Raw genomic sequence first — 1045 nt, 5'->3', positions numbered from 1 at the left:
CCTGGTCTTGCAGGGCGCCGGCCACAATTTCCGAGGCAGAGGCGCTGCCGCCGTTGACCAGCACCACCAGCGGCTTGCCGTTGAGTGCGTCGCCGGCGCTGGCATCAAAGTCGTTCCGGCTCGCTTTTTCACGGCCCTGGGTGTACACCACCAGGCCGGCATCCAGGAACAGGTCGGTGACTTCCACGGCGCCGNTGAGTACGCCGCCGGGGTTGTTGCGCAGGTCGAGAATCAGGCCGTTGAGGGGGCTGTCCTTGTTGAGCTTGTCCAGCGCTTTGCGGGCATCGTCACCGGTGTTGTTCTGGAACTGGGAAATGCGCAGGTAGCCCAGGCCCGGTTCCAGCATTTTTGATTTCACGCTGTGGGTCTGGATGCGGTCACGTTCGAGGCTGACCTGGCGGGGCTTCTCGTCGCCTTCGCTAAGGACCATTAAATCGATTTTGGTGCCGATTTCCCCGCGCATCAGCTCGACGGCTTCGCCCAGGGTCAACCCCTTCACAAAGGTGTCGTCGATCTTGAGGATCAGGTCGCCTGCGAGGATGCCGGCGTTGCTGGCCGGGGAGTCATCCACCGGAGTCACTACTTTGACGAAGCCGTCTTCCATGGTGACTTCGATGCCAAGGCCGCCGAATTCACCAGTGGTGGTCACCTGCAGGTCGTCGAACTGGTCCGGGGTCAGGTAGTTGGAGTGCGGGTCCAGATCATGGAGCATGCCACGGATAGCGGCTTCCAGCAGTTCGCGATCATCCACGTCTTCAATATAGGCCGCGCGGATACGCTCCATGACCTCGGCAAAGGCGCGCAGCTCATCCACCGGTACGCCTTGCTGGCGAGCCTGCTCATCAAGGGCAGGATCCTGGGCGTGGAGTGCGCTGAAAGGGCTAAGGGCAAGCAGGCCCGTGAGCGCGACAGAACGGAGCGTGGGCAGGATGGTTGTTGGCATTCAGGATCCCCGGCGGGCACAGGAAAAAGGTGTGCGCGTTTCAAAGTTCATGGTCAATTTTGCGCCAATGGCGGCAGTGTAACACGCTGATTGCACCAGCGT

At 61.3% G+C, this 1045-nt stretch carries 1 protein-coding gene; it reads right to left on the bottom strand.

Annotated features, from left to right (window positions below; all coding sequences use genetic code 11):
* On the bottom strand, window positions 1–943 hold a 943-nt coding region (locus A3730_RS22890), incomplete at its 3' end, for a S41 family peptidase (RefSeq protein WP_063539034.1).
* Window positions 944–1045: the final 102 nt, after the last annotated feature.

The sequence above is a fragment of the Alcanivorax sp. HI0044 genome (genome assembly GCF_001634945.1).
The sequence above is the reverse complement of the archived record's forward strand: the minus strand, read 5'-3'. Positions and strand labels throughout refer to the sequence as shown.